Origin of the sequence: Salmonella sp. SSDFZ69 (assembly GCF_004010755.1) — a bacterium.
In the GTDB taxonomy this organism is placed as follows: domain Bacteria; phylum Pseudomonadota; class Gammaproteobacteria; order Enterobacterales; family Enterobacteriaceae; genus Salmonella; species Salmonella enterica.
Map to the genome: position 1 here is coordinate 1,383,802 of NZ_CP034831.1, position 22,210 is coordinate 1,406,011.

The 22,210-nt window shown below is 51.4% G+C and carries 22 protein-coding genes and 4 tRNA genes; 11 read left to right on the top strand and 15 right to left on the bottom strand.

Features of this window, described 5'->3' with window-relative positions; all coding sequences use genetic code 11:
• Nucleotides 1-903: 903 nt before the first annotated feature.
• Genes EOS98_RS06775 through ptsJ form a run of 3 tightly spaced genes read right to left on the bottom strand, consistent with a single transcriptional unit; the run spans nucleotide 904 to nucleotide 3,372 of the window.
• The gene (locus EOS98_RS06775) at nucleotides 904-1,287 is read right to left on the bottom strand and encodes a YfeK family protein (RefSeq protein ID WP_000710728.1); all 384 of its coding nucleotides are present in this window, start codon (nucleotides 1,285-1,287) and stop codon (nucleotides 904-906) included.
• A 58-nt stretch (nucleotides 1,288-1,345) separates the two neighbouring features.
• Entirely contained in the window at nucleotides 1,346-2,065 is a 720-nt protein-coding gene (locus EOS98_RS06780) for a type 1 glutamine amidotransferase (protein WP_023218206.1), read from the bottom strand.
• Between the two features lie 14 nt (nucleotides 2,066-2,079).
• Complete coding sequence (gene ptsJ, locus EOS98_RS06785) at nucleotides 2,080-3,372, bottom strand: transcriptional regulator PtsJ (protein WP_094964292.1); 1,293 nt, start codon at nucleotides 3,370-3,372, stop codon at nucleotides 2,080-2,082.
• An 82-nt stretch (nucleotides 3,373-3,454) separates the two neighbouring features.
• Between ptsJ and pdxK the strand changes: the two genes are divergently transcribed.
• Both pdxK and EOS98_RS06795 read left to right on the top strand, forming a co-directional pair.
• Complete coding sequence (gene pdxK / locus EOS98_RS06790; RefSeq protein WP_000529613.1) at nucleotides 3,455-4,321, top strand: pyridoxine/pyridoxal/pyridoxamine kinase; 867 nt, start codon at nucleotides 3,455-3,457, stop codon at nucleotides 4,319-4,321.
• Entirely contained in the window at nucleotides 4,318-4,557 is a 240-nt protein-coding gene (locus EOS98_RS06795) for a hypothetical protein (RefSeq protein ID WP_000844541.1), read from the top strand. The genes pdxK and EOS98_RS06795 overlap by 4 nt, the downstream gene beginning before the upstream one ends.
• 149 nt (nucleotides 4,558-4,706) lie before the next feature.
• On the opposite strand, the gene crr is transcribed toward EOS98_RS06795, so the two are convergent.
• The 5 genes from crr to cysZ form a co-directional block, all read right to left on the bottom strand.
• Nucleotides 4,707-5,216: a PTS glucose transporter subunit IIA gene (gene crr / locus EOS98_RS06800; RefSeq protein WP_000522253.1), complete on the bottom strand. Its 510-nt coding sequence runs from the start codon at nucleotides 5,214-5,216 to the stop codon at nucleotides 4,707-4,709.
• A gap of 40 nt (nucleotides 5,217-5,256) precedes the next feature.
• Complete coding sequence (ptsI, locus tag EOS98_RS06805) at nucleotides 5,257-6,984, bottom strand: phosphoenolpyruvate-protein phosphotransferase PtsI (protein WP_000623118.1); 1,728 nt, start codon at nucleotides 6,982-6,984, stop codon at nucleotides 5,257-5,259.
• A gap of 48 nt (nucleotides 6,985-7,032) precedes the next feature.
• On the bottom strand, nucleotides 7,033-7,290 hold the full coding sequence (ptsH, locus tag EOS98_RS06810) for a phosphocarrier protein Hpr (protein WP_000487600.1): 258 nt from the start codon (nucleotides 7,288-7,290) through the stop codon (nucleotides 7,033-7,035).
• A gap of 383 nt (nucleotides 7,291-7,673) precedes the next feature.
• Nucleotides 7,674-8,645: a cysteine synthase A gene (cysK, locus tag EOS98_RS06815; RefSeq protein ID WP_000036904.1), complete on the bottom strand. Its 972-nt coding sequence runs from the start codon at nucleotides 8,643-8,645 to the stop codon at nucleotides 7,674-7,676.
• Between the two features lie 163 nt (nucleotides 8,646-8,808).
• Complete coding sequence (gene cysZ, locus EOS98_RS06820) at nucleotides 8,809-9,570, bottom strand: sulfate transporter CysZ (RefSeq protein ID WP_000255008.1); 762 nt, start codon at nucleotides 9,568-9,570, stop codon at nucleotides 8,809-8,811.
• 231 nt (nucleotides 9,571-9,801) lie between these two features.
• On the opposite strand from cysZ, the gene zipA reads away from it, so the two are divergent.
• The 3 genes from zipA (at nucleotide 9,802) to EOS98_RS06835 (ending at nucleotide 13,095) form a co-directional block, all read left to right on the top strand.
• Nucleotides 9,802-10,788: a cell division protein ZipA gene (gene zipA, locus EOS98_RS06825; protein WP_000983126.1), complete on the top strand. Its 987-nt coding sequence runs from the start codon at nucleotides 9,802-9,804 to the stop codon at nucleotides 10,786-10,788.
• A 71-nt stretch (nucleotides 10,789-10,859) separates the two neighbouring features.
• Nucleotides 10,860-12,875, top strand: a complete 2,016-nt coding sequence (gene ligA, locus EOS98_RS06830; RefSeq protein WP_126523930.1) for an NAD-dependent DNA ligase LigA — start codon at nucleotides 10,860-10,862, stop codon at nucleotides 12,873-12,875.
• 1 nt (nucleotide 12,876) lies between these two features.
• The gene (locus EOS98_RS06835; RefSeq protein ID WP_104856774.1) at nucleotides 12,877-13,095 is read left to right on the top strand and encodes a DUF3820 family protein; all 219 of its coding nucleotides are present in this window, start codon (nucleotides 12,877-12,879) and stop codon (nucleotides 13,093-13,095) included.
• Here EOS98_RS06835 and EOS98_RS06840 read toward each other — a convergent pair.
• Complete coding sequence (locus EOS98_RS06840; RefSeq protein WP_000765580.1) at nucleotides 13,092-14,090, bottom strand: bile acid:sodium symporter family protein; 999 nt, start codon at nucleotides 14,088-14,090, stop codon at nucleotides 13,092-13,094. The genes EOS98_RS06835 and EOS98_RS06840 overlap by 4 nt on opposite strands.
• 89 nt (nucleotides 14,091-14,179) lie before the next feature.
• On the opposite strand from EOS98_RS06840, the gene EOS98_RS06845 reads away from it, so the two are divergent.
• Nucleotides 14,180-15,106 carry a LysR family transcriptional regulator gene (locus EOS98_RS06845; protein WP_024157186.1) on the top strand — a complete coding sequence of 309 codons (927 nt, stop codon included), beginning with the start codon at nucleotides 14,180-14,182 and terminating at the stop codon, nucleotides 15,104-15,106.
• Nucleotides 15,107-15,167: 61 nt separating this feature from the next.
• Here EOS98_RS06845 and EOS98_RS06850 read toward each other — a convergent pair whose 3' ends face one another.
• The gene (locus EOS98_RS06850; protein WP_000722930.1) at nucleotides 15,168-15,929 is read right to left on the bottom strand and encodes an outer membrane protein OmpK; all 762 of its coding nucleotides are present in this window, start codon (nucleotides 15,927-15,929) and stop codon (nucleotides 15,168-15,170) included.
• 255 nt (nucleotides 15,930-16,184) lie between these two features.
• On the opposite strand from EOS98_RS06850, the gene xapA reads away from it, so the two are divergent.
• The 4 genes from xapA to EOS98_RS06870 are packed head-to-tail and all read left to right on the top strand — an operon-like array spanning nucleotide 16,185 to nucleotide 19,482.
• Nucleotides 16,185-17,018 carry a xanthosine phosphorylase gene (xapA, locus tag EOS98_RS06855; RefSeq protein ID WP_020899062.1) on the top strand — a complete coding sequence of 278 codons (834 nt, stop codon included), beginning with the start codon at nucleotides 16,185-16,187 and terminating at the stop codon, nucleotides 17,016-17,018.
• A gap of 54 nt (nucleotides 17,019-17,072) precedes the next feature.
• Complete coding sequence (locus EOS98_RS06860) at nucleotides 17,073-18,329, top strand: nucleoside permease (RefSeq protein WP_126523931.1); 1,257 nt, start codon at nucleotides 17,073-17,075, stop codon at nucleotides 18,327-18,329.
• A gap of 58 nt (nucleotides 18,330-18,387) precedes the next feature.
• Entirely contained in the window at nucleotides 18,388-18,546 is a 159-nt protein-coding gene (locus EOS98_RS06865; protein ID WP_000658727.1) for a XapX domain-containing protein, read from the top strand.
• A gap of 51 nt (nucleotides 18,547-18,597) precedes the next feature.
• The gene (locus tag EOS98_RS06870; RefSeq protein WP_000438888.1) at nucleotides 18,598-19,482 is read left to right on the top strand and encodes a LysR family transcriptional regulator; all 885 of its coding nucleotides are present in this window, start codon (nucleotides 18,598-18,600) and stop codon (nucleotides 19,480-19,482) included.
• 214 nt (nucleotides 19,483-19,696) lie between these two features.
• Here the strand turns inward: EOS98_RS06870 and EOS98_RS06875 are convergent.
• The 4 genes from EOS98_RS06875 to EOS98_RS06890 form a co-directional block, all read right to left on the bottom strand.
• Nucleotides 19,697-19,772 (bottom strand) — tRNA-Lys (locus EOS98_RS06875).
• Between the two features lie 4 nt (nucleotides 19,773-19,776).
• Nucleotides 19,777-19,852 (bottom strand) — tRNA-Val (locus EOS98_RS06880).
• A gap of 41 nt (nucleotides 19,853-19,893) precedes the next feature.
• Nucleotides 19,894-19,969 (bottom strand) — tRNA-Val (locus tag EOS98_RS06885).
• A gap of 45 nt (nucleotides 19,970-20,014) precedes the next feature.
• Nucleotides 20,015-20,090: transfer RNA gene (locus tag EOS98_RS06890), tRNA-Val, on the bottom strand.
• A gap of 258 nt (nucleotides 20,091-20,348) precedes the next feature.
• Between EOS98_RS06890 and gltX the strand changes: the two genes are divergently transcribed.
• Nucleotides 20,349-21,764, top strand: coding sequence for a glutamate--tRNA ligase (gene gltX / locus EOS98_RS06895; RefSeq protein ID WP_126523932.1), 1,416 nt, complete (start codon nucleotides 20,349-20,351; stop codon nucleotides 21,762-21,764).
• Nucleotides 21,765-21,817: 53 nt separating this feature from the next.
• On the opposite strand, the gene EOS98_RS06900 is transcribed toward gltX, so the two are convergent.
• Nucleotides 21,818-22,210, bottom strand: coding sequence for a MerR family transcriptional regulator (locus EOS98_RS06900; protein WP_000826514.1), 393 nt, complete (start codon nucleotides 22,208-22,210; stop codon nucleotides 21,818-21,820).

Consider the following 22,210-nt stretch of genomic DNA (forward strand, 5'->3'; position numbering starts at 1 on the left):
ACGATAATGAGTATATACATTACGATTGCTGTGTTCATAATAATCACTCTGCTATTTTATTTTTTTCGATTTTTATTCACTCGCGTAAAAATATATGTAATAAGCAAAGGTACAATAATCAAAGCTACATATCCATTTATATAAAAATATACATCAATATAAGTTTTCATATATAAATGAAAGAACAAGAACAAGAACAACATCGTTAAGAAAGAAAATAAATAAAATAACGACACAATAATTCTATTATAGAAAAACAATGTAACGAAGATGATAAAATTTAAACTTAAAATTACCCACCAGTTTATAAATACGGTTTCTGTAACACCCATACCATGAGCATTAACCACATCAGGTATAAATACTAAATTGAGTAGATATATATTTTTATTCAATATCGAATGTAAGAATGACATAAAATTATTCATACAATAGTTAAATTTTGATTTGAATTTTAAGATGGCATATTCAAATGTTTTTATAGTTCTTTCATACAATTTCTCTGATTCATTTATGGATGCTCCCTTAATTTGCATTATTACTAGTGTGCATGAATTCATTTCTATACACCAGTTATAATACAACTAGTTAATCCGATAAGAAACACATATATATAGATCACAATAATTAACCATTTTTTCTTAATGTTAGTAAATAACATCATTAAAATAACTGCAATTAAAATATGCCACCAAACATTCATTATTCCAATAATCAAAGATGTAATCCATAAAACAAAAATACCAACTAATGAATATTTAGATACATCACCCATTGCAATCTCAATGAACAAGATTAGCAATGAAATTGAAAAAAATGATCCAATTAGCAAAATAATTATAGTTCTAATATGCCTCATTCCTTGCATTCCATTGTGTACACTTCATCCTACAAGCATGGACCTTATTCAGTAACTGTTTTATCCGTTTCAGTAATCAGCGCGTGCAAGAAAGGCTGTGCATTTTCATCCGCTTTACCGGGAATTTTAACGATATAGGGTTTTCCGGTGATGGACGACGACGACGCGACTTTATCGATAAACTGTTCGGCGGTGTCGATACGATTGCGCGTGTTGCCCAGTTTTAAGCGCAGGTGCGATACGGCTTCCTCGCAGTTATGCGCATCACCGTTACGAACGAAGGTCAGATCCTTTTTCTGCGCCAGCGCATTCAGCATGGCGTTAATGCGCGCTTCTTCATGGGCGTTTAGCTTCGCCCAGGCGGGTAGGGTCAGCAGGAGCGCAACGACGGCGCAGACAATTTTCTTCATGGTAAAATCCTTTTTCATGCGATAATCACTGCACCTCAGACCGTTAGCCGGGTAATAAGTTGCACTCCTGGTGGGGTTATTTCTGTGAGTGCGCCAGCGTGAGTTCATCCAGAAAACGCCACAGCTTTTCATTCATTTGCTGGTAATCCCATGCGCGCATCTCGGCAACCGAGCGGATAAAACGCTTCCCTTGCGCGTCGGCCAGCTCCTGCTGCGAATGTTGGATTAATCCTTCAACCGCCTCGACGGTAAATTCCATATGACACTGGAAGCCGTAGACAAAATTGCCGTACTGCACTATCTGACGTGGACAGCCTTCGCTTTCGGCCAGCACGGTCGCCTGATCGGTGAGTCCTGGCATATCGTTGTGCCAGTGGCCGACGGTTAACGGTGAGCCAAAGTGGGCGATAAGCGGATGCCGCAGACCGGCTTCAGTGAGCGTAATAGGGTAGTGACCAATCTCTTTTTCCGGACTTTGGCACACCGCGGCGCCCAGCGCCTCGCCAATGAGCTGCGAACCAAGACAAATGCCGATAACCATTCGCCGGGCCGAAATCGCCTGATTAATTAAGTGCTGTTCGGCGCGAGAGTCAAAGTACGGGCACTCTTCGCGGGTGGTGCGCGGCGACTGCGGACCGCCAAATACCACGAGCATATCGAACTCATCGGCATTGGGCGGTAGCGCTTCTCCGGCATAGACGCGCGACCATGAAATGGTATAACCGCGATCTTCAGCCCATTTCAGATAAGCGCCAGCGGATTCAAACGACTCATGGACAACAAAATGAACTCGCACGTTATTTACTCCTGTTAGCGATTTAGCGCCTGATGGATATCAGCCGCCAGCGTGTTGATCTCGCTGTCATTTAATGTCGACAGCGTGATACGTAGACCGTGAGACGGCGCGCTTACGCCAAAGGCTTCTCCCTCACGTACCAGCCAGCCGGATTTTGCCAGCGTAAACGCGGTAGCCTGGCTATGGGTGTCCAGCGGGAGCCAGGCATTCACGCCGTCGCCGGGAGAAATGGCGATGCCATATTGCTGTAGGGCGCGGGCCAGTTTTTGTTGCCGGGCGGCGTAAAACAGCCGCGTTTGCGTCAGCCTGTGCTGATACTCAGGGTCGGTCAGGCAGGCGTAGACCAGATCCTGTAACAGATGGCTGACCCACTGACTACCGGCATTTAGCCGCAGCCGAAGTTTTGCCGAGGTCGCGCTGTCGCTGGCGACAATAGCAAGACGTAAATCGGGGCCGAGGGTTTTGGAAACGGAGCGTATCACCGCCCAGTGTTGCGTTGTCTGCGCAATAACCGGCTGCCAGGGCGACGAAGAAAGCAGGGCGAAGTGATCGTCGATAATGACCACTACCTGAGGGTAACGCGCCAGTATATTTTGCAGCGCAGCGGCGCGGCGAGCGCTCAGGCTACAGCCGGTAGGGTTGTGCGCGCGCGGCGTTAAGATCACTGCCCGCGCGCCCTGGTTTAGCGCCTGTTCCAGCTTTTCAGGCTGCATTCCTTCGCTATCCACACTGACCGGGCTGGCGCTAAAACCGGCATAGCGCAGCATATTGATACTGCTTAAAAAACAGGGATCTTCCACCGCGACGCTGTCGCCCGGCAGCAGATGCGCGCAAAGCAGTCTTTCAATGGCGTCGATAGCTCCGCTGGTGATATCAATTTCGCCTGCGACGGGGGTGGCATCCCGTAGCCAGCGCGCCGCCCAGGCGTGTAGTTCAGGGGAAACGGGCGCATCGCCGTAGAGATGCGGCGTGCGGCTGAGACGGGCAAAATAACGGCTAAGGTCAGGCAGACGCTGCGGATCTGGATTGCCGCCGGAAAGGTCGTGCAGAGGCGTATGCGGATCGCCGCCTTCCAGCGCTACGGGAGACGGACTGCCTTTAATCACCGTCCCATTGCGGCCTAAACTTTGCGCCAGTCCCGCCGTTATCAGCCGTTTATACGCCGCTGCGACGGTATTGCGGTTCACCTTTAATTCGCTTGCCAGCTCCCGTACCGGCGGGAGCGAATCCTCCGCCCGTAACGTGCCGGCGATAATGTGTTGACGGATACTGTCAAAAATTTCGTTAGCGGTTTTTCCGTCGATCATTATTGACCTATGACAAAATGAATTTTAGCATATGACAATGATAATGAGGCGGTAGCCTGCTGTCCAGCGAGAGGAAAATTTTATGGGACAAGAGAGTGATATTCAGTCAGTGCTCTTCGACGACAACCATCGGGCGTTACAGACCGATATCGTCGCCGTCCAGTCACAGGTCGTGTACGGCAGCGTAGGCAACAGCATCGCTGTTCCGGCCATTAAAGCGCAGGGATTACGCGTGACGGCGGTCCCGACGGTGCTATTCAGCAATACGCCGCACTATAAAACCTTTTATGGCGGCATTATTCCCGCCGAGTGGTTTGCAGGCTACCTTACGGCGTTGAATGAGCGCGATGCGTTACGTGAATTAAAAGCGATTACCACCGGTTACATGGGCAGCGCAGACCAAATTGTCTTGCTTTCGAAGTGGCTAATGGCGATCCGGGCTTCGCATCCGGAGGTGTGTATTCTTGTCGATCCGGTCATTGGCGATACCGACAGTGGAATGTATGTGCAGGCGGAAATTCCGCAGGCTTATCGCACACATTTGTTGCCGCAGGCGCAGGGGCTAACGCCGAACGTATTTGAGCTGGAGATGCTGAGTGGTAAACCGTGTCGCACGCTGGAAGAGGCGGTGGCAGCGGCGCAATCGCTGCTTTCCGATACGCTGAAATGGGTGGTTATCACCAGCGCGCCGGGCGAATCTCTGGAGACCATAACGGTTGCCGTCGTTACCGCGCAGGTCGTGGAGGTCTTTGCCCATCCGCGGGTGGCGACGGAGTTAAAAGGGACGGGAGATCTCTTCTGCGCCGAGCTGGTCAGCGGTATTGTGCAGGGAAAAAAACTGACGACCGCGGCAAAAGATGCGGCGCAGCGCGTGCTGGAGGTGATGACCTGGACACAGCAGTGTGGCTGTGATGAGTTAATTCTGCCGCCGGCAGGGGAGGCGCGATGAAGAGTTATCGGCTGGTGGTTCGCCAGCAGGGGCGTATCGTGGGGCATTTTGAAACGAGCGGGCTGGACGCGCTGGAAGATATCTGCGTGGCGCGAGCGATGTTTGGCATCACTGGCGGCTATCAGTGCGAGTTGCAAGTGTCCGATTCCGAACGCAGGATGCTGGAGAGTGGCCCGGATGGGATGAAGATCCTGATGCGCGAGAAGTGCTTTCGCCCGGTGACCTCGCAGTTGTAACCCGTGGATTGGCGCTGAAATGTTCGCAACCTTGTAGGCCTGATAAGCGTAGCGCCATCAGGCAGTGCGCTGCACCATCGCCGGATGGCGGCGCAAGTACAGGCAAAAAAAATGGCGCCCAAAGGCGCCATTCTTCACTGCGGCAAGAATTACTTCTTAATGCGGATAACCGGAGTTTCACCCACGGTCACGCTACCGGACAGTTTGATCAGTTCTTTGATTTCATCCATGTTGGAGATAACAACCGGAGTCAGGGTAGACTTGGCTTTTTCTTCCAGCAACGGCAGATCGAACTCGATGACCGGATCGCCAACTTTCACGCGCTGACCTTCTTCAGCAATACGCTTGAAGCCTTCGCCTTTCAGCTCAACGGTGTCGATACCGAAGTGAACGAACAGCTCAATGCCGCTATCGGATTCGATAGAGAACGCATGGTTGGTTTCAAAGATTTTGCCGATGGTGCCGTCAACAGGGGCGACCATTTTGTTACCGGTTGGTTTGATAGCGATGCCATCACCAACGATTTTTTCAGCAAAAACTACATCCGGCACGTCTTCGATGTTGACGATCTCGCCAGAGAGCGGGGCAACAATCTCAATAGTTCCGGTGTCTTTCTTATCATCAGAAACCAGAGATTTTAGTTTATCGAACAAACCCATGATCTTCTCCTAAGCAGTAAATTGGGCCGCATCTCGTGGATTAGCAGATTGTTTTTTCTTCAATGAACTTGTTAACCAGCGTCATTAACTCGTCCGTTGTCGGTTGAGCAAGAGCCTGCTCTGCTAACACCTTCGCATCTTCGAAGTTCGTGTTACGGATAATCTTCTTAATGCGCGGGATAGAAATGGCGCTCATAGAGAATTCGTCCAGACCCATCCCCAGCAACAGAAGTGTAGCACGTTCGTCGCCTGCAAGCTCACCACACATGCCAGTCCATTTACCTTCTGCATGAGAAGCATCAATAACTTGCTTGATCAAGTTCAGTACGGACGGTGACATTGGCTGGTAAAGGTGTGAAATCATATCATTACCACGGTCAACTGCCAGGGTGTACTGCGTTAAATCATTGGTGCCGATACTAAAGAAATCAACTTCTTTGGCTAAATGACGCGCAATTGTCGCCGCAGCCGGTGTTTCCACCATCACGCCAATCTCAATGCTTTCGTCAAATGCTTTACCTTCGTCACGCAGTTCCTGTTTGTAGATTTCAATCTCTTTGCGCAGCGCGCGAACTTCTTCAACAGAGATGATCATCGGGAACATAATGCGCAATTTACCGAAAGCGGAGGCACGCAGAATCGCGCGAACCTGGTCACGCAGGATCTCTTTGCGATCCATGGCGATACGCACGGCGCGCCAGCCCAGGAACGGGTTCTCTTCTTTCGGGAAGTTCATGTACGGCAGCTCTTTGTCGCCGCCAATGTCCATGGTACGGACGATAACCGCCTGCGAGCCGCACGCTTCAGCGACCGCTTTATAGGCGGCAAACTGCTCTTCTTCCGTCGGCAGCGCGTCGCGATCCATGAACAGGAATTCAGTACGATACAGACCAACGCCTTCCGCGCCGTTACGCTCAGCGCCTTCAACGTCGCGAACGGTACCGATGTTGGCGCAAACTTCAACCTGATGTCCATCCAGCGTGATTGCCGGCAGATCTTTCAGTTTTGCGAGCTCCGCTTTCTCGGTCGCAACCTGCTCCTGGACGGCGCGCAGTTGCTCAATAACATCGTTGGTCGGGTTGACGTAAACCTGGTTGTTTACGGCATCCAGAATCAGATAGTCGCCGTTTTTCACCTGAGAGGTGACGCTACCGGTACCTACGATCGCTGGCAGTTCCAGAGAACGCGCCATGATGGAGGTATGAGACGTACGTCCGCCCGCGTCGGTGATGAAGCCCAGCACTTTCTGCAGGTTCAGCTGCGCGGTTTCTGACGGCGTCAGGTCAGCGGCAACCAGGATAACTTCTTCCTGAATCGCGCTCAGATCGATAATGGCCAGACCCAGGATGTTGCGCAGCAGGCGCTTACCGATATCACGTACGTCAGCCGCACGCTCTTTCAGGTATTCGTCATCCAGTTCTTCCAGGGCAGTAGCCTGACCTTCGATAACTTCATGTGCGGCTGCGTCAGCCGTCATGTGCTTATCTTTAATCAGGGCTATGATTTCCTGCTCCAGCTCCTCATCTTCGAGCAGCATAATATGCCCTTCAAAGATGGCTTCTTTTTCTTCACCGAACGTTTCACCAGCTTTTGTCTTGATCGCTTCCAGTTGCGCAGATGCCTTGGCACGACCGCTCAGAAAACGTTCAACTTCCTGATCAACCTTGTCGGCAGAAATTTTTTTCCGGTCAATGACGATTTCGTCTTCTTTCAGCAGCAGTGCTTTGCCGAAAGCGATACCCGGGGATGCTAAAATGCCTGAAATCATAACCCTACCTTACTTGTGACTGATTTTTAAAAGAACCCGGAAAAAAACTTACTCGAGTTCCGCCATCAGTTTGACCAGATGTTCAACCGCTTTCTGCTCATCTTCACCTTCTGCGGAGATGGTGACGACGGTGCCTTGAGTCAGGCCCAGAGTCTGCAGTTTAAACAGGCTTTTCGCGCTGGCGCTTTTGCCGTTGGAAGTCACAGTAATCTCAGAAGTGAAGCCTTTTGCTTCTTTAACAAACTGAGCAGCAGGGCGGGTGTGCAGACCGTTCGGAGCGGTAATGGTAACTTCTTGCTGGAACATTGTATTTCCCCAACTTATAGGTTTAGTGTTGTGGAACTAAAGTCTAGCCTGGCGGCTCAACTTTAGCCTGTATTGTTAGCGCCGGCGTAAACGGGACGCGACACAAAAGGTGTTCTACGCAATCCGTTGCTGGCAACTTATGGCCGCTGACGTTTCGCTCGTCATTAAACATTATGCCGCGAAAGGAAGATTTGAACCAAATCATAAAATCGATTCAGCTAACGCTTTTCCTGTAACGATTAATTTCGCGCATCAAAATAATTAGTCTGGTTAAATACCAGTTCCGGCAGGGTGAATCAATGCCAGGTGAGGTGAAAGTTTGAAGCAGGCCACAAAAAAGCACCCAAAAAGGTGCTTTTTTACGCGTTTTTAACATGCTGGCATCACTGTTGCAGTTCTTTCTCAGTAAAGAGATCGGCGAACAACGCGGTGCTCAGATAACGCTCACCTGATGAAGGTAGGATAACCACAATATTCTTATTGGTAAAGCTTTCATCTTCCTGCAGCTTAAGCGCTGCAGCAACCGCGGCGCCGGAAGAAATTCCCGCCAGAATACCTTCCTCTTCCATCAGACGGCGCGCGGTAGAAATGGCTTCTTCATTGGTGATGCCAACCACTTTATCAATCAGTTTCAGATCCAGGTTGCCCGGGATGAAGCCTGCGCCGATGCCCTGAATTTTATGTGGACCCGGTTTGATTTCTTCACCAGCCAGCGCCTGGGCGATAACCGGGGAGTCAGTGGGTTCTACCGCAACGGTGATAAGATCGGTTTTACCCTTCGTCCCTTTGATATAACGCGTGACGCCAGTTAACGTACCGCCAGTGCCGACGCCGGAGATAAACACATCCACCTGACCATCGGTGTCTTCCCAGATTTCCGGGCCGGTGGTTTTTTCATGGATTTCCGGGTTGGCAGGGTTGCTGAACTGCTGGAGCAGGAGATATTTTTGCGGATCGCTGGCGACAATTTCTTCGGCTTTCTGAATCGCGCCTTTCATCCCTTTCGCCCCTTCGGTCAGCACCAGATTCGCGCCTAATGCTTTGAGTAGCTTGCGGCGTTCAATGCTCATGGTCTCCGGCATGGTCAGGGTGAGTTTGTAACCGCGCGCGGCGGCGACATACGCCAGCGCAATACCGGTATTGCCGCTGGTCGGCTCGACCAGTTCCACGCCAGGTTTCAGTACGCCACGCTTTTCGGCATCCCAAATCATATTGGCGCCGATACGGCACTTGACGCTGAAGCTCGGGTTGCGCGACTCCACCTTCGCCAGAATGCGTCCATTACCGATACGGTTCAGTCGAACCAGCGGCGTATGACCGATAGTCAGCGAGTTATCTTCATAAATCTTACTCATGGCCTGTCCTTAACTGTATGAAATTGGGATACCTTCCCAGCATACCTTCCAGCCAGATATGGGGAAGTAAGGATTTCGCATATCTATATGCTGATGGGAAATAATGGTTATCAGTATGGAATAAGAGACAGCATAAGCCATCTCTTATTTATACATTTTTACGTTATTTCCATAACGCGTGCTTAGCACGCCAGCAATCAACCCACATTGCCGTCGCGCCACAGACGGCGACAGGCATAATGAAAAGGTTAAGCACCGGAATCATCGTAAAGAGGCTGGTGAGCGCGCCAAATTGCATATTCGCCACCTTCTGCGTGCGCAACGCGGCGCGCATCGTTTTAAACGGCACTTTGTGGTTATCAAACGGGTAGTCGCAATACTGGATCGCCAGCATCCAGGCGCTGAACAAAAACCACAGCACCGGCGCGATGGTTTGGCCAATGCCAGGAATAAAATAGAGAACCAGCAGCACAATAGCGCGCGGCAGATACCACGCCAGCTTTTGCCATTCACGTTTCATAATGCGCGGTACATCTTTCATGATGCCGAGTATGCCGGTATCTGGCGGCGTGGCGCCGGTTAACCGCGCCTCAAGCTGTTCGGCTAAAAGGCCGTTAAACGGTGCGGCGATCCAGTTGGCGAGGGTAGAGAAAAAATAGCCAAAGACCAGCAGAACAGAAATAACCGCAATCGGCCACAGCAGATAGCTCAGCCATTGCAGCCAGTCCGGCACATGACTCATCAACGAAGGTATCCAGGCGTCAAGCTGGGTAAACAGCCACCAAAATGCGCCGCCCATCAGCACAATGTTGACTAGCAGAGGTAAAATAACAAAGCGGCGGATTCCCGGTAGGGTGACTAACTTCCATCCTTGCGAGAAATAATAGACGCCGCTACGTGGTACGGTTGTGGATGATGAAACCATATTCAGGACATACTCCTTTTTCTTAAAGCCCTGGGTAAACGTGGGATATCTTACCCGGTTATCAGACGGTGGATAGTTCGGAAATGTTCGAAAAAACAGCAAAAAGCACATTTTCCTTCATCTTTATGCTGCGAAAGCCAACAGTACACTTGCACTTGACGTAATCGGCAAATACTCTTAGTGAGTAAATGTTTGCCGTGGTGGCAAGGTGTTAGAACAACAGAGAATATAATGATGCAGGATTTGCGTCTGATATTAATCATTGTTGGCGCGATCGCCATAATCGCTTTACTGGTACATGGTTTCTGGACCAGCCGTAAAGAACGATCTTCTATGTTCCGCGATCGTCCACTAAAACGCATGAAATCGAAACGCGACGACGACTCGTATGACGACGATGTCGAAGAAGACGAAGGCGTGGGTGAAGTTCGTGTTCACCGCGTAAATCATGCCCCCGGCCAGTCGCAGGAGCATGATGCCCCTCGTCAGTCGCCGCAACACCAGTACCAGCCGCCTTATGCGTCTGCGCAACCGCGTCCAGCGGCGCCGCCGCAGCCGCAAGCGCCGATGCAACAGCCGGTTCAGCAACCGGTCCAACCTGCGCCGCAGCCTCAGCAGGTTCAGCCATCTGCGCCGCCGGTACAGCCGCCGCAACAGCAGCCTGCACCGCCGTCGCAAGCGCCGCAGCCTGTTGCGCAGCCCGCGCCGCCGCCATCAGCGCAAACCTTCCAGCCTGCGGAACCTGTGGTTGAGGCGGAACCGGTAGTGGAAGAAGCGCCGGTTGTGGAAAAACCGCAGCGTAAAGAGGCGGTCATCATTATGAACGTCGCGGCCCATCATGGCAGCGAGCTTAATGGTGAAGTGTTACTGAACAGTATTCAGCAGTCAGGCTTTAAATTTGGCGATATGAATATTTTCCATCGTCATTTGAGCCCGGACGGCAGCGGCCCGGCCTTGTTCAGTCTCGCGAATATGGTCAATCCGGGAACGTTCGATCCTGAAATGACGGACTTCACTACGCCTGGCGTCACTATCTTTATGCAGGTACCGTCTTACGGCGATGCGCTGCAGAACTTCAAGCTGATGCTGCAATCCGCGCAGCATATCGCTGATGAGGTCGGCGGCGTCGTGCTGGATGACCAGCGTCGGATGATGACGCCGCAGAAACTGCGCGAATATCAGGACCGCATCCGCGAGGTGATGGACGCTAACGCCTGAGGTTAACGCAGGTGTGACATTTTTAACGTAACCCCCGCCTGTCGGGGGTTTTTTATCATTGATGGTGTGATATGGAACCAATCGAACAACAACTGACAGAACTGCGAACCACGCTTCGCCATCATGAATATCTGTATCATGTGATGGATGCGCCCGAGATTCCCGACGCCGAATATGACCGCCTGATGCGGGAACTGCGAGAGCTGGAGGCGCAACGTCCGGACCTTATCACGCCGGATTCGCCCACGCAGCGCGTTGGCGCGGCGCCGCTGACGGCATTCAACCAGATTCGCCATGAAGTACCGATGCTGTCGCTCGATAACGTATTTGATGAAGAAAGCTTCCTGGCGTTTAACAAGCGAGTGCAGGATCGTCTAAAAAGCACGGAAAATGTCATCTGGTGCTGCGAGCTAAAGCTGGATGGCCTGGCGGTCAGCATTCTGTATGAAAACGGCGTGCTGGTGAGCGCTGCGACGCGTGGCGACGGCACCACCGGTGAAGATATCACTTCAAACGTGCGCACGATTCGCGCCATTCCGTTAAAGCTGCACGGCGATAACATTCCGGCGCGTCTTGAAGTTCGCGGAGAGGTATTTTTACCGCAGGCCGGGTTTGAAAAGATCAATGAAGACGCGCGCCGCACTGGCGGCAAAGTGTTTGCTAACCCGCGTAACGCGGCGGCGGGCTCGCTGCGTCAGCTCGATCCGCGTATTACGGCGAAGCGACCGCTAACATTTTTCTGCTACGGCGTCGGTATTCTGGAAGGCGGCGAGTTGCCGGATACGCATCTGGGGCGTTTGCTGCAATTTAAAGCGTGGGGGTTACCGGTCAGCGATCGCGTGACGCTGTGCGATTCTCCCCAGGAGGTACTGGATTTTTATCACAACGTCGAAAAAGATCGCCCCACGCTCGGTTTTGATATCGACGGCGTGGTGATTAAGGTCAACTCGCTGGCTTTGCAGGAACAGCTGGGCTTTGTGGCCCGCGCGCCGCGCTGGGCGGTGGCGTTTAAATTTCCTGCTCAGGAGCAGATGACTTTTGTGCGCGACGTTGAGTTTCAGGTAGGGCGTACCGGGGCGATTACGCCGGTGGCGCGTCTGGAACCGGTTCAGGTGGCTGGTGTGCTGGTCAGCAATGCCACGTTGCATAATGCCGATGAAATTGAGCGGCTTGGCTTGCGCATTGGCGATAAGGTGGTTATCCGTCGGGCAGGCGATGTGATCCCTCAGGTGGTCAACGTGGTTCTGTCTGAACGCCCTGAAGAGACGCGTCCGATTGTGTTTCCAACGCACTGTCCGGTGTGCGGATCGGACGTAGAGCGCGTCGAAGGCGAAGCCGTTACCCGTTGTACCGGCGGGCTGATTTGCGGCGCGCAGCGTAAAGAGTCGCTGAAACATTTTGTGTCGCGCCGGGCGATGGATGTAGACGGGATGGGCGATAAGATCATCGACCAACTGGTGGAAAGGGAGTATGTCCATACGCCAGCGGATCTGTTCCGTCTGACGGCGGGTAAACTGACCGGCCTGGACCGAATGGGGCCAAAGTCCGCGCAAAATGTTGTAAACGCGCTGGAAAAAGCCAAAGCGACGACCTTTGCGCGTTTTCTCTATGCGCTGGGCATCCGTGAAGTGGGTGAAGCGACGGCGGCGGGGCTGGCGGCTTATTTCGGTACGCTGGAGGCGCTGCAGGCCGCCACGATTGACGAGTTGCAGAAAGTACCTGACGTGGGAATTGTGGTCGCTACGCACGTCTTTAACTTTTTTGCCGAAGAGAGTAATCGTGATGTGATTGGGCAGCTACTGGCGGAAGGGGTTCACTGGCCCGCGCCGGTAGTCATTAATGTGCAAGAGATCGATAGCCCGTTTGCCGGTAAAACCGTGGTACTAACCGGTAGCCTGAGCCAGATGTCCCGCGATGACGCTAAAGCGCGTTTAGTGGCGCTTGGCGCGAAAGTGGCAGGCAGCGTATCGAAGAAAACCGATCTGGTGATTGCCGGTGAAGCCGCGGGTTCCAAACTTGCCAAAGCGCAGGAACTGGGTATTACCGTGATTGATGAAGCGGAAATGATCCGCTTGCTGGGTGCCTGAGATGGAAAAAGAGCAGCTGGTTGACATCGCCAACACCGTGATGCCGTTCGGCAAATATCAGGGACGTCGATTGATCGACCTTCCGGAAGAGTATTTGCTGTGGTTTGCCCGTAAAGATCAATTTCCGGCGGGTAAACTGGGGGAATTGATGCAAATCACGCTGCTGATTAAAACCGAGGGGCTGACGCAACTGGTGCAGCCCCTGAAACGCCCGCTTTAAGCTTTCGCGGCGCGGCTTTCCTGCTGCGCCTGTAACTTCTCGGTCTGGCGTTTGTAGCGCCGCGCCAGCCCTGCGCAGACCATCAGTTGGATCTGGTGGAAGATCATCAGCGGTAATACCATCATACCCAGCACTGACGTCGGAAACAGAATATTGGCCATCGGGATCCCGTTGGCCAGGCTTTTTTTCGAACCGCAGAAAACAATAGTGATTTCGTCGGCTTTATTGAAGCCGCATTTACGGGCGACAAAGACGTTAATAGCGATGACGATCGCCAACAGTATGAGACTGACCACGACGATAAACAGCAGCGATCCCCAGCCGACTTTGTGCCAGATGCCATTGACCACCGCTTCGCTGAACGCCGAGTAGACCACCAGCAAAATAGAGGTCTGATCTGTTTTCGCGATCCACTTTTTGTTGCGCGCGACCCAGTTGCCGATCCACGGGCGAGACAGGTGTCCCAGCACAAAAGGCAGCAGCAGTTGCAGCATAATTTTGCCCACCTCTTCCAGACTGCCCTGCGCGCCATGAATATTCATTACCAGACCGACCAGCAGCGGCGACAGGAAAATGCCCAGCAGACTGGACGCAGACGCTGAGCACACCGCGGCCGCGACGTTACCGCCCGCGAGTGAAGTAAACGCAATCGCCGACTGCACGGTGGCGGGCAAAATGCACAGATACAGAAAGCCGCTGTAGAGCATAGGGTCGACATTGACAGGCGCCCACCAGGCAAACAGTACGCCGAGGACAGGAAAGAGCACAAAAGTGCTGCACATGACCCACAGATGCAACCGCCAGTGGCTGCCGCCAGCGATGATCGCTTCACGCGAAAGCTTCGCGCCATGCATAAAAAACAGCAGAGCGATGGCCGCTGTCGTAATGCCTTCAACGACAGGCACAAAGCTGCCTTCCGCCGGGAAAAAAGAGGCCAGTAGTACCACGGTGATAAGTGTCAGCGTGAAAGGGTCAAGGATACGAAAAAGTTTCATAAAAACTCCTGAAAGTCGGTGCAGCTATTTTGCGTTTTTCGCTTTGAGAAATAAAATTGATTTATTGCATCTATATATGAATCTAGTCGATGAACTATTCACTGCGTCAACTGCGTATTTTTATTACCGTCGCCCAGGCCAAAAGTTTCAGTCGGGCAGGGGTCAGGATTGGACTGAGCCAGTCTGCGGTCAGTCATAGCGTAAAAGAGCTGGAGCGGCAAACCGGCGTCAGACTGCTGGATCGCACCACGCGTGAGGTGGTGCTGACCGAGGCGGGGCAACAACTGGCGACGCGTCTGGAGCGGGTGCTTGATGAACTGAACAGCATACTGCGCGATGCAGGCAGAGTAGGGACACAATTAACCGGCACCGTGCGCGTTGCCGCGAGCCAAACCATTTCTGCGCATCTTATTCCGCAATGCATTGCCCAAAGTAATTCACTTTATCCCGCTATTGATTTTGTATTGCACGATCGTCCGCAGCAGTGGGTGCTGGAGAGCATCCGCCAGGGTGAAGTGGATTTTGGCATCGTTATCGATCCCGGCGCAGCGGTGGATTTACAGTGTGAAGCCATCTTATCAGAGCCTTTTTTACTGTTGTGTCGCCAGGATCATCCGCTGGCGCATCAGGAATGGGTGAGCTGGCAGGATCTTAAACAGGCGTCGCTGGTCTTACAGGATTATGCTTCCGGCAGTCGACCGCTGATTGATGCGGCGCTGGCCCATTTTGCTATTGAGGCGGATATCGTGCAGGAGATTGGTCACCCGGCCACGCTGTTTCCAATGGTGGAAGCGGGAATCGGCATCAGCGTGCTGCCCGCGCTGGCGTTACCGCTCCCGCAGGGCAGCCACTTACAGGTTAAACGGCTGACGCCCGTAGTTGAAAGGCAGCTCATGCTGGCGCGGCGAAAAAACCGATCGCTCTCCACGGCGGCGCAGGCGTTGTGGGACGTGGTGCGTACTCAGGCCAGCGAATTAACCGCCGCGAGGGCGAAAGATCCGCTGTATCAGCTATAAATATCTATCTGTCCGTGTGTGAGGTGCGGTCTTGCCCTGCCATTTTTGACAGGGCAGTGTGTTAAAACAGGTATTTGATGGAATAAATAATGCCATCCTGCAGGAAGGATTCTCCTAACTTATTATCAGCGTAACGATATTGTACTCCTGCGGTCAGGTGAGGAGTCGCATTCCACCACAGCGCTACTGCGCCATTAATGCCATCTTTCCCGCCATTGCCCGCAGCGTAGGACGCATCGCGGTCAAACTCATACTCATTCCAGTTCGTTACGCTGAATTTCTCACTACCCAACGAGAAGCTATAGCCGGCCACCCAACCTAATACATAACCATTATCGCCTGTGTAGTAGGTCTGATCGGTATAACGTTTGGCAAAGAAGGGTTTAAACCAGTAACCGTTACCTGTGAAGTTATAGCCTAAACCATAGAGAAACATGTCATCATGGAAATTAGCGCGATGAGGTGAACCGTACGTCCCGTAGGCATGGAGATAGAGGTTTAATCCTGTATCGCTCAGATAAATACGGTTGGTATTTTTAAAGGTGTAACGCTGTTCGCTGCCTGGTTTAGCGTGGCGGCCATTGTAAAAATTTTCCCAGTCGAAGAACCCGTACATTTCTCCCCAGCTAAAATTCGCTCCGCCTTCCAGTTCCAGGTACCCAAAATCATCTTTATGGGATTTTTTACTGGTTTTTTCCGTGGTGTCTGATGTCCAGTCGAGGTAATGGAGGCCGATATCGGCGAACCCGCCTTTAAATTCCGCATGGGTGAGTGCGGGAATAATGAGTAAAGAAGAAAGCGTCAGAGTAAGAATTTTTTTCATAGCATATTTCCCTATGCCGATAATTATTAATGGGTTAATTAAAAAGAGGCAATTTATAAATATGAAAGCGGCATATTGTTAATATGAAGTGTAAGCAAAAACCAATACTGTTTTCCCTCTGTATTAATACAGAAGCGATCTAAATCTATCGATATTAAATGGCTATTGATGACACGTGAAAAGTGTATTGGTCAGCAAGGGGCGATGGTCGTTATAAAAAGGAGTCAAATTAAATCCGATAGAACAAGGAAACTTATGCCTCACGCTCTTTTTTCTCATAATCCTGAGTATTGTATTGATATTATTCATGCACATAAACCGGCATTTACCCCGCGAGTCGCGTTTATTTTAGGCTCCGGGTTGGGTGCTCTGGCGGATCAAATCGAAGATGCGGTAGCCATTTCTTACGAGAAATTGCCGGGATTTCCCGTCAGCACCGTACACGGCCATGCTGGTGAACTGGTGCTCGGCCATCTGGCGGGTGTTCCGGTGGCCTGTATGAAAGGCCGCGGACATTTTTATGAAGGGCGTGGAATGGCGGTGATGACCGATGCCATTCGCACGTTGAAATTACTGGGCTGTGAAGTGTTGTTCTGCACCAATGCGGCAGGATCTCTGCGTCCGGAAGTGGGGCCGGGTAGCCTGGTTGCACTTAGCGATCACATTAATACGATGCCCGGTACGCCGATGGTGGGGCCAAACGATGATCGTTATGGCGATCGCTTCTTCTCGCTGGCTAATGCTTATGACGCAGATTATCGCGCCATGCTTCAGTCCGTTGCGGTAGAGGAGGGATTCCCCCTCACTGAAGGCGTATTTGTTTCTTATCCGGGTCCGAACTTCGAAACGGCGGCAGAAATCCGCATGATGCAGATTATTGGCGGCGATGTGGTCGGAATGTCCGTTGTCCCTGAGGTGATTAGCGCACGTCATTGTGGTCTCAAAGTTGTTGCCGTCTCAGCGATCACCAATCTGGCGGAAGGGCTGGGCGATGTAAAACTCTCCCATGCGCAAACGCTGGCGGCGGCTGAACTTTCCCGGCAGAACTTTATAAATCTGATTTGCGGCTTTTTACGTAAGCTGGCCTAAACACAATGACTACGGCCCCGTATTGGGGCTTTATCTCACGGCAAGGAATAAAAAATGGGTATTACGTCCCGCTTAAAAGTCATGTCGTTCTTGCAATATTTTATCTGGGGGAGCTGGCTGGTTACCCTGGGCTCTTACATGATCAACACTCTGGATTTTACCGGCGCGAATGTCGGTATGGTCTACAGCTCAAAAGGGTTGGCAGCGATTATCATGCCGGGCATTATGGGGATCATTGCTGATAAATGGCTGCGCGCTGAGCGAGCCTATATGTTTTGCCATCTGGTTTGCGCGGGGGCGTTATTATACGCCACCACCGTTACCGATCCCCAGACGATGTTCTGGGTGATGTTGGTTAATGCGATGGCGTATATGCCAACGATTGCATTATCCAATAGCGTTTCGTACTCCTGTCTGGCGAAAGCAGGTCAGGATCCGGTAACGTCATTTCCGCCCGTGCGCGTTTTCGGCACAATAGGTTTTATTGTTGCGATGTGGACGGTGAGCCTGATGGGGCTGGAACTGAGCAGTGCGCAATTATACATCGCTTCTGGCGCATCGTTATTGCTGGCCCTGTATGCGCTGACGTTACCGAAAATTCCGGTAGCCGAGAAGAAGGCGAACACCACGCTTGTCAGTAAGCTCGGACTGGATGCTTTTGTTCTGTTTAAAAATCCACGCATGGCAATCTTCTTTTTGTTTGCGATGATGTTGGGGGCGGTGCTGCAAATTACCAATGTCTTCGGTAATCCGTTCCTGCATGATTTTGCCCGTAATCCTGAGTTTGCCGATAGTTTTGTGGTGAAGTATCCCTCTATCTTGCTTTCAGTTTCGCAGATGGCGGAAGTGGGCTTTATCCTCACCATTCCGTTCTTCCTTAAACGCTTTGGTATTAAAACGGTAATGCTGATGAGTATGCTGGCGTGGACGTTGCGTTTCGGCTTCTTTGCCTTTGGCGATCCATCCCCGTTTGGCTTTGTGCTACTGCTGCTGTCGATGATTGTTTATGGCTGCGCATTTGATTTCTTCAACATCTCAGGGTCAGTATTTGTAGAGCAGGAGGTGGACTCAAGTATTCGCGCCAGCGCGCAGGGGCTGTTTATGACCATGGTTAACGGCGTGGGGGCCTGGATTGGGTCTCTTTTAAGCGGTATGGCCGTGGATTATTTTTCTATTGATGGCGTAAAAGATTGGCAAACCATCTGGCTGGTCTTTGCCGCCTACGCTCTGGCATTGGCCGTTATTTTTGCATTGTTCTTTAAATATCAGCACCATCCAGAAAAACTGTCGACCAAATCATTAGCACATTAATTTTATTTGACTGGCGAGAGGATGTTCGCCAGTCCATTTTTATGAACAAGGACACAGCATGAAAGAAATTATTCTCTCCTCCGGTATTGGATTTGGTATTGGCGCATTTTTTACTTTATGCCGTATACCTATTCCCGCACCAAATGTTTTACCCGGGGTATTATCTATTGTATTTATGTATATTGGGTATCTTGTCGTTAAATCTATTTTTTACTAGGTAATATGGTAAATTCCAGACGTTATCCCTTATTCCTAGAGTGCGATAGTGATGGAACGAGCCCATCGTATTGATCTAAAGCTATTACGTTATTTCCTCGCTGTTGCAGAAGAATTGCATTTTGGCCGGGCTGCTGCCCGGTTAAATATGTCACAACCTCCCTTGAGTATCCATATCAAAGAACTTGAACAGCAACTGGGTACATTGCTGTTTATTCGTCATTCCCGCAGCGTTGCATTAACCCATGCCGGGAAAGTTTTAATGGAGGAGTCACGTCGCTTGTTAGCCAATGCAAATCAGGCGCTGGCGCGAGTGGAGCAGATTGGTCGCGGTGAAGCGGGGCGCATTGAACTGGGTGTGGTTGGTACGGCGCTGTGGGGAAGAATGCGTCCTGCGATGCGTCACTTTTTGAAAGTAAATCCCAATGTTGAAGTACTTTTTCGCGAAAAGTCTCCAGGTATGCAAATGGCGTTGTTAGAGCGTCGGGAACTTGATGCAGGGATCTGGCGTATGGCTATCGAACCGGCAGTCGGTTTTACCAGCATACGTTTGCATGAATCTGCATTCATGGTTGCAGTTCCGGAAGATCACGATCTGGCATCCAGAGATTCTGTGCCGTTGGCGGCGTTGCGCAATGAATATTTTGTTACGTTGCCTTCCGTACATTCTGATTGGGGATTTTTACAACGTGTATGCCAACAGGCGGGTTTCTCGCCAATGATTATTCGGGAAGTGGTTGAGCCGCAAACGGTGTTGGCGATGATCAGTATGGGGATCGGGATTACGTTGATGGCTGATGGCTATGCGCAAATGAGCTGGCCGGGTGTGGTGTTCCGTCCGTTAGAGGAACGTATTCCGGCGGATTTGTATATTGTGTATGACCAGCAGCAGGCAACGCCAGCACTGGAGAAACTGGTGGCGGCGTTGACGGTATGATGTCTGTGCCGGATGGCGACTAACGTCTTATCCGGCCTACGTGTGCGGTGTCGTCTGTGCCGGATGGCGATTAACGTCTTATCCGGCCTACGCGTGCGGTGTCGTCTGTAGGCCTGATAAGCGCAGCGCATCAGGCAAGACCCGAACCTGCGGCAGGTTCGAATCTTATAAATCGCAGATAGCAAAAAAGCGCCTTTAGGGCGCTTTTTTACATTGGTGGGTCGTGCAGGATTCGAACCTGCGACCAATTGATTAAAAGTCAACTGCTCTACCAACTGAGCTAACGACCCGAAGTGGTGGGTGATGACGGGATCGAACCGCCGACCCCCTCCTTGTAAGGGAGGTGCTCTCCCAGCTGAGCTAATCACCCACTTCGGTACTTCACAATAAGAAATTTAGCTGGCGAGAAAGTGGTGGGTGATGACGGGATCGAACCGCCGACCCCCTCCTTGTAAGGGAGGTGCTCTCCCAGCTGAGCTAATCACCCACTTCTCAATTTCTTATCTACACGGCGGAGACTACATAAAGTAGTTGGTGGGTGATGACGGGATCGAACCGCCGACCCCCTCCTTGTAAGGGAGGTGCTCTCCCAGCTGAGCTAATCACCCCCGCTGTGTGGAGTCGCATTATAGGGAGAGTTGAAAATGAGTCAACGCATTTTCTAAAGTTTTTGTTTGTTCGTCGTAAAATTAAACAAAACGATCGCAAAACAATCCATGTAGCATGATTTGTATACGAAAATGGCAAAGCGTGATGTTCCAACCCGATCAACATTGAGGAATCAGACCACAGTGATAGAATACGAGCCTGATAATCTTCCCTGGATTTGCCGGTTGTCGGCATCTTTATAAACGTAAGGCCATTTCATGAAAATCAAAACTCGCTTCGCGCCAAGCCCGACAGGTTACCTGCACGTCGGCGGTGCGCGTACTGCTCTTTATTCCTGGCTTTTTGCACGTAACCATGGCGGTGAGTTTGTGCTGCGTATTGAAGACACCGATCTCGAACGCTCCACGCCGGAAGCTATTGAAGCCATTATGGATGGTATGAACTGGCTGAATCTGGAATGGGATGAAGGCCCGTACTTCCAGACCAAACGTTTTGATCGCTACAACGCTGTTATTGATGAAATGCTGGAGGCGGGAACAGCCTATAAATGCTACTGCTCTAAAGAGCGTCTGGAGCAACTGCGTGAAGATCAGATGGCGAAAGGCGAGAAGCCGCGTTATGACGGGCGTTGCCGTCACAGCCACGAACATCATGCCGACGATGAGCCATGCGTGGTGCGCTTTGCTAACCCGCAGGACGGTTCCGTTATTTTTGATGATCAGATCCGTGGCCCGATCGAATTCAGCAATCAGGAGCTGGACGATCTGATCATTCGTCGTACCGACGGTTCGCCGACCTACAACTTCTGTGTGGTGGTGGACGACTGGGATATGGAAATTACCCATGTGATTCGTGGCGAAGACCATATCAACAATACTCCGCGCCAGATTAACATTCTGAAAGCGTTAAACGCGCCGGTGCCGATGTACGCGCATGTGTCGATGATTAACGGCGACGACGGTAAAAAGCTGTCTAAACGTCACGGTGCGGTGAGCGTGATGCAGTATCGCGATGACGGTTATCTGCCGGAAGCGTTGCTGAACTATCTGGTGCGTCTGGGCTGGTCCAGCGGCGATCAGGAGATCTTCACCCGTGAAGAGATGATCAAGCTGTTCTCCCTCGGTGCGGTGAGCAAGTCTGCGAGCGCGTTCAACACTGATAAACTGCTGTGGCTGAACCACCACTATATCAATACGCTGGCGCCGGAATATGTGGCGACGCATTTGCAGTGGCATATCGAGCAGGAAAATATCGACACCCGTAACGGCCCGCAGCTTGCTGAACTGGTGAAGTTGCTGGGCGAGCGCTGCAAAACTCTGAAAGAGATGGCGCAGAGCTGCCGCTACTTCTATGAAGACTTCAGCGAGTTTGACGCCGATGCGGCGAAAAAACACCTCCGCCCGGTGGCGCGTCAGCCGCTGGAAGTGGTGCGCGACAAACTGTCGGCGATTACGGACTGGTCAGCAGAAAACGTCCACCACGCGATTCAGGCCACGGCGGATGAGCTGGAAGTGGGGATGGGTAAAGTAGGGATGCCGCTGCGTGTGGCTGTGACCGGTGCCGGGCAGTCGCCTGCGCTGGATGTCACCGTACATGCGATTGGTAAAACCCGCAGCATTGAGCGCATCAACAAAGCGCTGGGCTTTATCGCCGAGCGTGAAAGCCAGCAGTAACGCCAGCTGAAACAGAATAAACGGCAGGGCAGACGCCTGCCGTTTATTCTTTGTTAGTCCGCCTCATTGATACCTAAACGCGTCAGAAATCCGCGAATACCTTCCCGCGATAAAAACAGCGCCAGTTTTTCCTGTTCCTGAGCAGACATATTTTCAACGGCATCAATAATTTGTCGATAAGCATGACTGTGCGCCGCGTTCGCATATTCTGCGAAAGCCTCTTCCGCCTGATAAAACGCAGGCAGTTTGCGAAAAGCCGGAATATTGAGAATAAACTCCCGCACGCTGGCATCAATATGGATGAGTCTTGCGCGTCCGCCTTTGACGCCGGGAAATTTTTCGGTTTTCCAGTGTTGTTCTCTGATCCAGCGATTGACGGTTTGTCTGGCCACGCCGAGGCATTCAGCCAGCTCTTCAGTGGTCATTTTACTGCGTAATCTTTTCAT

Bases quoted from the DNA above. Each gene is read 5' to 3' on its own strand.
- EOS98_RS06850 (WP_000722930.1), bottom strand. From the start codon at position 15,929: ATGAAAAAAATTCTTACTCTGACGCTTTCTTCTTTACTCATTATTCCC.
- cysK (WP_000036904.1), bottom strand. From the start codon at position 8,645: ATGAGTAAGATTTATGAAGATAACTCGCTGACTATCGGTCATACGCCG.
- EOS98_RS06795 (WP_000844541.1), top strand. From the start codon at position 4,318: ATGAAGAGTTATCGGCTGGTGGTTCGCCAGCAGGGGCGTATCGTGGGG.
- EOS98_RS06840 (WP_000765580.1), bottom strand. From the start codon at position 14,090: ATGAAACTTTTTCGTATCCTTGACCCTTTCACGCTGACACTTATCACC.
- EOS98_RS06900 (WP_000826514.1), bottom strand. From the start codon at position 22,210: ATGAAAAGATTACGCAGTAAAATGACCACTGAAGAGCTGGCTGAATGC.
- EOS98_RS06860 (WP_126523931.1), top strand. From the start codon at position 17,073: ATGGGTATTACGTCCCGCTTAAAAGTCATGTCGTTCTTGCAATATTTT.
- ligA (WP_126523930.1), top strand. From the start codon at position 10,860: ATGGAACCAATCGAACAACAACTGACAGAACTGCGAACCACGCTTCGC.
- gltX (WP_126523932.1), top strand. From the start codon at position 20,349: ATGAAAATCAAAACTCGCTTCGCGCCAAGCCCGACAGGTTACCTGCAC.
- EOS98_RS06865 (WP_000658727.1), top strand. From the start codon at position 18,388: ATGAAAGAAATTATTCTCTCCTCCGGTATTGGATTTGGTATTGGCGCA.
- EOS98_RS06775 (WP_000710728.1), bottom strand. From the start codon at position 1,287: ATGAAAAAGGATTTTACCATGAAGAAAATTGTCTGCGCCGTCGTTGCG.
- cysZ (WP_000255008.1), bottom strand. From the start codon at position 9,570: ATGGTTTCATCATCCACAACCGTACCACGTAGCGGCGTCTATTATTTC.
- zipA (WP_000983126.1), top strand. From the start codon at position 9,802: ATGATGCAGGATTTGCGTCTGATATTAATCATTGTTGGCGCGATCGCC.
- crr (WP_000522253.1), bottom strand. From the start codon at position 5,216: ATGGGTTTGTTCGATAAACTAAAATCTCTGGTTTCTGATGATAAGAAA.
- ptsJ (WP_094964292.1), bottom strand. From the start codon at position 3,372: ATGATCGACGGAAAAACCGCTAACGAAATTTTTGACAGTATCCGTCAA.
- EOS98_RS06835 (WP_104856774.1), top strand. From the start codon at position 12,877: ATGGAAAAAGAGCAGCTGGTTGACATCGCCAACACCGTGATGCCGTTC.
- pdxK (WP_000529613.1), top strand. From the start codon at position 3,455: ATGGGACAAGAGAGTGATATTCAGTCAGTGCTCTTCGACGACAACCAT.
- ptsI (WP_000623118.1), bottom strand. From the start codon at position 6,984: ATGATTTCAGGCATTTTAGCATCCCCGGGTATCGCTTTCGGCAAAGCA.
- EOS98_RS06870 (WP_000438888.1), top strand. From the start codon at position 18,598: ATGGAACGAGCCCATCGTATTGATCTAAAGCTATTACGTTATTTCCTC.
- ptsH (WP_000487600.1), bottom strand. From the start codon at position 7,290: ATGTTCCAGCAAGAAGTTACCATTACCGCTCCGAACGGTCTGCACACC.
- xapA (WP_020899062.1), top strand. From the start codon at position 16,185: ATGCCTCACGCTCTTTTTTCTCATAATCCTGAGTATTGTATTGATATT.
- EOS98_RS06845 (WP_024157186.1), top strand. From the start codon at position 14,180: ATGAACTATTCACTGCGTCAACTGCGTATTTTTATTACCGTCGCCCAG.